7 protein-coding genes and 1 pseudogene are annotated in these 9,004 nt (G+C 69.8%); 4 read left to right on the top strand and 4 right to left on the bottom strand.

What is annotated here, in order from left to right:
• From E1285_RS40640 to E1285_RS40625, 4 genes and pseudogenes are all read right to left on the bottom strand, one after another.
• Window positions 1-264, bottom strand: a pseudogene (locus E1285_RS40640) (hypothetical protein); the annotation flags it as partial.
• A 238-nt stretch (window positions 265-502) separates the two neighbouring features.
• The gene (locus E1285_RS40635; RefSeq protein WP_243723398.1) at window positions 503-2,098 is read right to left on the bottom strand and encodes a hypothetical protein; all 1,596 of its coding nucleotides are present in this window, start codon (window positions 2,096-2,098) and stop codon (window positions 503-505) included.
• A gap of 721 nt (window positions 2,099-2,819) precedes the next feature.
• Entirely contained in the window at window positions 2,820-4,043 is a 1,224-nt protein-coding gene (locus tag E1285_RS40630; RefSeq protein ID WP_132159930.1) for an SAM-dependent methyltransferase, read from the bottom strand.
• Between the two features lie 84 nt (window positions 4,044-4,127).
• Window positions 4,128-5,327: an RNA-guided endonuclease TnpB family protein gene (locus E1285_RS40625; protein WP_132159929.1), complete on the bottom strand. Its 1,200-nt coding sequence runs from the start codon at window positions 5,325-5,327 to the stop codon at window positions 4,128-4,130.
• A gap of 379 nt (window positions 5,328-5,706) precedes the next feature.
• On the opposite strand from E1285_RS40625, the gene groES reads away from it, so the two are divergent.
• The 4 genes from groES to E1285_RS40605 all read left to right on the top strand — a co-directional run.
• Window positions 5,707-6,018 carry a co-chaperone GroES gene (gene groES, locus E1285_RS40620; RefSeq protein ID WP_207939417.1) on the top strand — a complete coding sequence of 104 codons (312 nt, stop codon included), beginning with the start codon at window positions 5,707-5,709 and terminating at the stop codon, window positions 6,016-6,018.
• Between the two features lie 85 nt (window positions 6,019-6,103).
• Complete coding sequence (groL, locus tag E1285_RS40615; protein ID WP_132159928.1) at window positions 6,104-7,726, top strand: chaperonin GroEL; 1,623 nt, start codon at window positions 6,104-6,106, stop codon at window positions 7,724-7,726.
• 379 nt (window positions 7,727-8,105) lie between these two features.
• Complete coding sequence (locus tag E1285_RS40610; RefSeq protein ID WP_132159932.1) at window positions 8,106-8,693, top strand: sigma-70 family RNA polymerase sigma factor; 588 nt, start codon at window positions 8,106-8,108, stop codon at window positions 8,691-8,693.
• A partial coding sequence (locus E1285_RS40605; protein ID WP_207947185.1) for a hypothetical protein occupies window positions 8,690-9,004 on the top strand: 315 nt, incomplete at its 3' end. The genes E1285_RS40610 and E1285_RS40605, both read left to right, overlap by 4 nt.

The raw sequence follows: 9,004 nt of genomic DNA, 5'->3' as shown, positions 1-9,004 counted from the left end.
CTCGCGTTCGGGGGAGAACGCGGCGCTGTAGCGGCGGCGTGCCGGGGCCGGGTCGCGGGACGTCCAGCGGCGCAGGACGAGCCGGTGCGCGCTGCCGGAGCGGCTCTCGACGAGCAGCGCGTGGTTGGCGTGCGCGATACCGCCCGGAAGCGGCCGCACCATGCGGACCTCGGCGCCCCTGCCGAGGCACTCCTCCACCCAGCGCAGGGTGGTGTCGGCGGGCGGGGCGCCGGTGAGGAGGCAGGGAGCCGGTGTGTGGGTCACCTGATCCATCAAAACGGATTCCGAAGGGTATGGGGAGTGATTTTATGAAGACGGAACGTAACAAGAAGCGGGTCATCGCGGTGTATTGATGGAACACCTTCGGTCGACTGGGTGTTTTGCCGGACAAACTTCGCGGATCCCGTTGGGTATCCCCATGCCGCTGGAAGGGGCGCCAGTGGTGTCGGCGGGTGGTGCCGGCGGGTGGGGCCTGGCCGGGCGGCCCCACCCGGGCGGCCCGTCAGTCTTTACTCTCGCGGCGGGGGCGCAGCAGCGCTTCGGCCAGGGCGAGCATCGTCTCCTCCAGGGTGGACAGGCGCTTCAGCACGTCCTCGTGCACCGCGTTGACCTGCTTGGAGACGTCGTCGTGGACGCCGTCGACCTTCCGGCCGACCTCTTCCTCGACATGGGAGAAGCGCTTGCCGAACTCGGCCGCCGCCGCCTCGGCGCGCCGCCCGGCCTCGTCCTGCATGCCCTCGACGCGCCGCGCGAACTCGTCGTGGACCCCTCCGACCTGCCTCGCGACGTCCTCCTGCATGTTGCCGACCTGCTTGGCGACGTCGTCGTGGATGCTGCCGACCTGCCGCGTGACGTCGTCGTGGATGTCGCCGATCCGCTTGCCGAAGTCGTCGTGGACGCCGCTGACCTGCCGCGACACCTCGTGCTGGACGGACTCGACCTGCTTGGCGACGTCGGTGTGCACCGACTCGACCCGGCGGGAGACGATGTCGACCTGCGTGGTGAACTCCTCCAGCGCGCCGTCGACCCGCTTGGTGACCTCCTCGTGGATGTTCTCGATGCGCTTGCGGACGTTCTCGTGCACGTCCTCGAAGCGGCGGGAGAACTCGTCCATGCGCTTGGCGACGTCGCTGTAGGCCGACTCGGCGATCTGCGACATGGTCGCCTTGACCTCGTCGCGGTCGGGCCGGGCGCGCAGCTCCTCGATCAGCGGGTCGACCGCCTCGGCGAGGTGCTTCTCCAGCGCGTCGAACCGGTCGCCGTACTCGGCCGCCGGACGCTGCGCGATCTCGTTCAGCAGCCGGTGCAGCTCGGCGATCTCCAGCGTGGCGGGCAGCCGGCTGATCCGCTCGCCGACGCCGTCGATACGGCCGTCGATGCCCTCGAACCTGCCGTCGAGGCCGTCCATCTTGCCGGACAGCCCTTCAAGCCGGCCGTCGACGCCGTCCAGCCGCCCGTCCAGCCCGTCGAGCCGGCCGCCGACGCCCTCGACCCGGCCGCCGACCGCTTCGAGGCCCTGCTCGATCCGCTCGGCCATCTCGGTGAGCGCTTGGTCGACCCGCGCGGTGACCCCGTTGATCGAATGTTCGAGCCGCTCGGACCGGTGCCCGAGTTCGGCGAGCGACTTGTCCAGCCGGTTGAAGCGGACGGACGCGGCCTCCATGCTGCCCTGGAGCTTGTCCAGCCGCTTGGTCATCTCGTCCATGCGCTGCGACGCCTGCTGCGTGGCGTCGGTGATGTGCTGCGCGGAGTCGAGGACGGCCTGGATGCGGGTGAGGCCCTCGTCGACGTTCTCGGCGACGACGCCGACGTCGGCCCACAGCGCGGGCAGCTCGGCGACGGGCTTGACCCGGTCGCCGAACGCCTCGATGTGCTCGGCCAGCCCCTCGGCCCATTCCGGGGGCTTGCCGGCCAGCTCGTCGACCTGCCCGCGGACGCTCTCGATCTGCCCGGTCAGCCCCCCGAGCTCCCGCTCGCGGACCTCGCGCAGCAGCCACTCCATGCCTTCCAGCCGCTGGCGAATCTCGTCCAGGACCTGACCCTGTGAGCGCTGTTCATAGACGTGGTCCTGCGCCGCACGGGCGAGCAACTCCCGCATCCGATCCGAAACCGGTTGACCCCCCGTCTGCAGGAAGTTGTGATTCGTTTCCACCCGATGCTCCTTCGTGTGCCGTCGCGTCGAAATGACGCACGGCAAATGAATCTGGAGAGGCCACTGTAGTGCGTGTGGGCGGCCGCTATTACGGGTAGCAGAGAACATTGTGAGTTCTGTGGAATGCGCCTGTTATCCGGGTGCGGCGGATAGTGAATGATCGCCGGGTGCTGGGCAATTTCCCGCTTCGTCGGCAAAGGGGCGATCGTGGGGATGCGTGCAGTGGCGGGGCCGGGGAGGGACGGTGCGGGCCCGGTGTTCTGTCCGTACATCTCGTCCAACATCGCCAGTTCGCGAACCACGGACGAACACATGGCGGCCGACACGTGTCGCATTGCCGTGATGCCGCCGGGCGGGTGCCGGGCCATTTTGATGACGCATTCGGGGGCGCCGAAGTCCCGGACGCTGAACCTGCCTTGGTGTTTCCCCGCCCATCGCGTCCGGCGCACCGATTCGCGGGCCCCGTCACGGCGTTGCCGGGTGCCCGCAATCCATGGTGAACGCAATGCCGGAAAGCGCCGATGATTTGCACGGGCATGGCGTGCCGCCCGGTCCCTCTTGGCGTTGCCCCGCCCCGGGGAAGATCTTTGGACTCGATCCCGGGCGGGCGGCCTTCCGGGCGGGTCAGCGCCTCCGCACGGGCCGTCCGGGCCGCGCGCCGCGCATGTCAGGGGCGGGGGACGGGACGGGTGAGAAGGGCGACCGGATCGCGGCCCACGCGGGTCACGACCAGGGTCGACTCGGGTGCGCCGCGCGGCGCGCGCCGTCCGGCGAAGCCGAGGTCGCGGCGCAGGCGGTCGACGTCGATCGCCGAGCCGCGCTTCTTCACGGTGAGCACGCCGATCCCGCGGCGGCGCAGTTCCGCGCGCAGGCGCTTGACCGAGAACGGCAGCACGTCCTCGATCTCGTACGCGGACGCGAACGGCGTGGGGCACAGGTCGTCGGACGTCACGTACGCGACGCGCGGGTCTGCGAGCCCGCCGCCGACGAGTTCCGCGACCTCGGCCACCAGGTGAGCGCGGATCACGGCGCCGTCGGGCTCGTACAGGTAACGGCCCCATGCGCGCACGTCCGGGTCGCCCAGCCCTTGCGGAGTCAGCGTCCGCACCTGCGGACGGATGTCGGACGAGAGCAGGGTGGCTCGCCGCCCCACGTCCCCAGCGAGCGCGCCGAGCCACAGGGCCGCTTCCTTGACGTCCCCTCCGACCGAGACCCACTCCGCCTCCGCCCCTTCCGGGACGACCTCATGCGGGATGCCAGGCGCGACCTTCACGCATGCGGCGGGCACCCGCCCGGCCAGATCCAGGACGACATCAAGAGGCGGCTCATAGGAGCGGGGGTCGAATACCCTGCCTCGTGTAGTACGTCGTCCAGGATCGGCGAAGACGGCCCCGAACCCGTCCGGGCGCTCCTCGACCGCATCGCCCACACGGACGGAGGCAAGCCCGTCCAGCCCCAGGGCGACGACGTTCGCCTGCGCCACCTCAGCGGTCAACGGGTCGAGATCCACCCCTTCCCCTTCGAGCCCCTCCCGCGCACGCGCGACGAGGTCGGCCCCGATCCCGCACCCCAGTTCCAGCACACGCGCGCCAGGCAGGCAGGACGCGAACCGTCGTGCCCGGTGCGAGGCCACGCTCGCGCGGGTCGACTGTTCTAGCCCCGCCTGGGTGAAGTACATGCGGTCCGCGTCGTCCCCGAACTTGACCCGGGCCCGCTCACGCAGCCGCACCTGTGTGAGCACCGCCGAAACCAGCCCGGGATCGTGGCGTTCACGCAGCCGGGACGCCGTCGCGAGCAGCCCGTCCTCGCTCACGTCCACCCCGGACACCTCACCGAGCAGTGCCTGCCCTTCGGGGGTCCTCAGGGTTCGGAACGACGCGACATTAGCCATATGTGGAAGTTAGCTTCCGTTGACTGCTCCCCTCCCTGCCGGGAGAGGTTCCCTCCCTCCACGGGGTTCGCGGGGATTTCTGGCTCAGGCTGCCTCCTGGCCCGGCGGGCCAGGAGGTCTTGTGCCCTCGACACCAGCCGGGTTCAGACCTGCCCGGACCAGCATCACGTGCGCGGAGTTCTTGTCCCGGGGAGACGTGTGTCCGCACACTGTGCAGGTGTAGGTGCGTTCCGACAGCGGCAGTGCATGCTTGGTTCTCGCTCCGCACGATGCGCAGTCGGTGGTGGTGTGCTTGGGGTCGATCAGATGCAGGGCACGGCCGTGTTTAGCGGCCATAGTGATCAACTCGCGCTTGGTCGCCGCAACCGCCCCGTCGGCGGCCTTGCGGGCCATCCTGGTCTTGGCCAGGAACCGGGGCCGGAAGTCCTCCACCGCCACCGCGTCATGATCGGTCACGACTTGCTTGGCCCACTTGCGGGCATTGTCCTGACGTTGCCGCCGCACCTTCTTGTGCAGCTTGGCCGCCCGGCGGGCGGCACGTTTGTAGCCTTTGGATCCCGGTTGCCCTTTCGGTCTGCGGCGGCGGGCCATCCGCCGCTGGTATCTGGCGAGCAGGTCGGCGGCCTTGCGGCCGTGCTCGGGGTGCGGCAGATCGTGCGCGTCGGAGGTGGTGGTGGCGATCTCCTTCACGCCCCAGTCCACCCCGATCACCTTCCCGGTCGGCGGGAGCGGCTCAGTTCGTGCGGGGACCACGAACGAGCAGTACCAGTGGCCCAGCGAGTCGCGGTACACCCGCACCGACGAAGGGTGGCCCGGCAGGTCACGCGACCACACCACTGTCACGCTGATGCCGCCCGCCAGGTGCAGGCGGCCGTCCTTGAGTCGGAATCCGCGCCGCGTGTAGTTCAACGTCGGATCCGCCACATTCTTCTTCTTGAACCCGGGCATACCGGCCCGCCGCCCTATCGGCAGCCGCGCCGTGATGTCCTTGATCGCCTTGGCGCGGGACCGGCCGAAGTCCCGGATGGTCTGCTGCTGCGGTACCGACGCGCCCTTGCTCAGCCACCGGTTGCCCGCACGCCAGCCGGTCAACATCCGGTCCAGCGCGGCCGGGCCGATCTTGTCTCCGGCGCGGTGCGCGGCACGGGACTCGGTGACGCACTGATTCCACACCCACCGGCACCGATCCCACTCGCGCAGCAGGGACCGGTGCGTGCGGGACGACACGCGGAGCCGGTAGGTGTACCGAGCGTTTCCTGGTTCGGTTCCCGCCTGCGCCGCCACGAAAGAAGCGTACCGCGCATGCTCGAACAAAGAAGCGAGTATGTGGCAATCCCGCTTTTGATAGCCGTTGGACCGGACGGTGAACGCTCTCCCTGATCTGCCTCCCGGATCCGATCCCTCTCCGGCCTGAAGGCCGGGTCATCCTGTAACTACACGGTGAACAGGGTGTGGCGGGTGCCGCCTGCGTTCGTGTCCGTGTTGACGGGCTACCGGGCACGGAATAGTCTCCATGACTGGCACTCTCCTAGCGAGAGTGCCAACACAGCGACAAGGTCGGTCTGGCACCCGCGACGGCAGGCCGGTCCAGGGTCGCCTCTTCTGTCACATGTGCTGGCCGGTCCACCGTGGCCGGCCGAGGACCAATCGAAGGGGAGGTCAGATCGTGACGACCGCCACCAAGGTTGTCCTCAAGCCGCTTGAGGACCGTATCGTCGTCCAGCCGCTTGAGGCCGAGACCACCACCGCGTCGGGCCTGGTGATTCCGGACACCGCCAAGGAGAAGCCCCAGGAGGGCACTGTCCTTGCCGTTGGCCCGGGTCGCGTCGACGACAAGGGCGACCGCGTCCCCGTCGACGTCAAGGTCGGCGAGGTCGTGCTCTACAGCAAGTACGGCGGCACCGAGGTCAAGTACAACAACGAGGAGTACCTCGTGCTCTCGGCCCGCGACGTGCTCGCGGTCATCGAGAAGTAATCACCGAGACGTGATGCACCCGCCCCGGTCGGCGCCGCCTTCGGCGGGGCTGCCGGGGCGGATCGCGTGAAAGAGGAGTATCCGCATGGCGAAGATCCTGGAGTTCGAGGAGGACGCTCGCCGGGCTCTTGAGCGCGGCGTCAACGCTCTCGCGGACGCCGTCAAGGTGACGATCGGCCCGCGTGGCCGCAACGTCGTCATCGACAAGAAGTTCGGCGCGCCGACGATCACCAACGACGGCGTCACCATCGCCCGCGAGGTGGAGCTGGAGGACCCGTACGAGAACCTCGGGGCCCAGCTCGCCAAGGAAGTGGCGACCAAGACCAACGACATCGCGGGCGACGGGACCACCACGGCCACCGTCCTCGCGCAGGCGCTGGTCCGCGAGGGCACCCGCAACGTGGCGGCCGGCGCGTCGCCGCTCGCCCTCAAGCGCGGCATCGACACCGCCGCCCAGTACGTCTCCGACCAGCTGCTGAAGTCGTCCCGCGAGGTCGGCTCCAAGGAGGAGATCGCGCACGTCGCGACCATCTCCGCGCAGGACGCGCAGATCGGCGAGCTGATCGCCGAGTCGTTCGACAAGGTCGGCAAGGACGGCGTCATCACCGTCGAGGAGGCCCACACCATGGGCCTCGAGCTGGAGTTCACCGAGGGCCTCCAGTTCGACAAGGGCTACCTGTCGCCGCACATGGTCACCGACCATGAGCGCATGGAGGCCGTCCTGGAGGACGCCTACGTGCTCATCATGGACGGCAAGATCTCCAACGTGCAGGAGTTCCTGCCGCTGGCGGAGAAGGTCGCCCAGACCAAGAAGCCGCTGCTCGTGGTGGCCGAGGACGTCGAGGGCGAGGCCCTGGCGCTGCTGGTCGCCAACAAGATCCGCGGCACGTTCACGTCCGTCGCCGTCAAGGCGCCGGGCTTCGGCGACCGCCGCAAGGCGATGCTGGGCGACATGGCGGCTCTGACCGGCGGCCAGGTCGTCAGCGAGGCCATCGGCCTCAAGCTCGACTCCATCGGCGTGGAGGACCTCGGCCGCGCGCGCCGGATCACCATCACCAAGGACGAGACCACGATCGTCGACGGTGAGGGCGACGCGGACGAGATCACCGCGCGGGTCAACCAGATCAAGGTCGAGATCGAGAACTCCGACTCCGACTGGGACCGCGAGAAGCTGCAGGAGCGGCTGGCCAAGCTGTCCGGCGGCGTCTGCGTGCTGCGTGTCGGCGCCGCCACCGAGGTGGAGCTGAAGGAGAAGAAGCACCGCCTGGAGGACGCCATCTCGGCGACCCGCGCGGCGATCGAGGAGGGCATGGTCGCCGGTGGCGGCAGTGCGCTCGTGCACGTCGCCAAGGAGGGCTTCGACGCCCTCGGCCTGTCCGGTGACGAGGCCACCGGCGCGGAGGCCGTCCGCCGTGCGCTGGACGAGCCGCTGCGCTGGATCGCCGAGAACGCCGGCCAGGAGGGCTACGTCGTCGTCTCCAAGGTGCGGGAGCTGAAGCCGGGCCACGGCTACAACGCCTCCACCGGCGAGTACGGCGACATGGTCGCCCAGGGCGTCATCGACCCGGTGAAGGTGACGCGCAACGCCGTCACCAACGCCGCCTCGATCGCGGGCATGCTGCTCACCACCGAGGCGCTCGTGGTCGACAAGCCGGAGGAGGAAGCCGAGCCCGCCGGCGGCGGTCACGGCCACGGGCACGGCCACTGAGATCACCTTCGCCGGACGGGCGTGCGGCTCGTCCCGTCCGGAGATCGTTTCGCGAGACCCCCGTCCGTCCGGGCGGGGGTCTCGTCTTTGCTGCCGGGTGAGCTGTTTCTAGCTGTGTGAGCTATTTCTAACTATTTGCGCGGAAATTCCGAATGAATCCAGGAGCTTTCCGTGCTCGGATGACCGCGAAACGTAGTAACGCCAGGATTGCTCCAGCACTGTGACCATTCCGTTGTAAAGGACGGTGGAGACACGCCCGGGAGTGCTGGGCATCATGCTTGACGTGACCGAGGGAAGCTACGCCGGGACCATGGCCGCGCGCGCTATCGACCCCTCGGGAGGGCCGTCCCCTCCGCCGTCCCACGACAGCGGCCGCGGGATGCGGGTGCTGCGCGCGGCGCAAGCGGGCGACGGCGATCTCAAGGAGCTGACGAACCTCGCCGTCCAGGGCGATCCGGGGGCCATCGAGGTCCTCATCGCCGAGGTGCGTCCCATGATCGTCCGGTACTGCCGGGCCCGCCTCGGCAGGGTCTCCGGGCAGTACCACATCGCCGACGACGTGGCCCAGGAGGTGTGCATCGCCGTCCTGTCCGCCCTGCCCCGCTACCGGGACATGGGCCGGCCCTTCGCGTCCTTCGTGTTCGGCATCGCCGCCCACAAGATCGCCGACGCGCTGCGCAGCGCGGTCCGCGCGGCCGTGCCCACCGAGGACCTGCCGGACGGTCCCGACGACCGTCCCGGCCCCGAGGAGACGGTGGTGCGCTACATCGAGGCGCAGCGCGCCCGCGACCTGCTGACGCGCCTTCCCGAGCACCAGCGCGAGCTCGTGCTGCTGCGGGTGGTGGCGGGCCTGTCGGCCGAGGAGACCGGAAACGTGCTGGGCATGTCCGCCGGGGCGGTACGCGTCGCGCAGCACCGGGCGCTGGCCCGGCTCCGGGCGATGGCCAGAGAGGAGTCGATCGCTTGACGGAGCGCGGCCCCTCCACCGGCACGCGGGGCGGCCCGGATCCGGCCGAGCCTTCGAAACCCGGCGCCTCCACCGCGCCCGCGAGCCGGCAGGGCGCCCCCGCGGACCTCGGCGCGGTACGCCGCACCGACGCGATCATCGAGTCGCTCGCGGCGCGGCGTGCCGCCGGCTCCGCGCCGCGTTCCGGCGCCGGGACCGACACCGCGCGCCCGCGCCAGGCCGACGACCCCGACCCGGCGGTCCGGCTGCTGCACGCCCTGATCAGCGACGTGGACGACCCCGGCCCCGACCGCGAAGCCGGCCCCGAAACG

This window comes from Actinomadura sp. 7K507, from assembly GCF_004348425.1.
GTDB lineage: Bacteria > Actinomycetota > Actinomycetes > Streptosporangiales > Streptosporangiaceae > Spirillospora.
This window is presented reverse-complemented; position numbering and strand designations above follow the sequence as displayed.

Coding starts and splice junctions, on each gene's coding strand:
- E1285_RS40635 (WP_243723398.1), bottom strand. CDS start 2,098: ATGCGGGAGTTGCTCGCCCGTGCGGCGCAGGACCACGTCTATGAACAG.
- E1285_RS40610 (WP_132159932.1), top strand. CDS start 8,106: ATGCGGGTGCTGCGCGCGGCGCAAGCGGGCGACGGCGATCTCAAGGAG.
- E1285_RS40630 (WP_132159930.1), bottom strand. CDS start 4,043: ATGGCTAATGTCGCGTCGTTCCGAACCCTGAGGACCCCCGAAGGGCAG.
- groL (WP_132159928.1), top strand. CDS start 6,104: ATGGCGAAGATCCTGGAGTTCGAGGAGGACGCTCGCCGGGCTCTTGAG.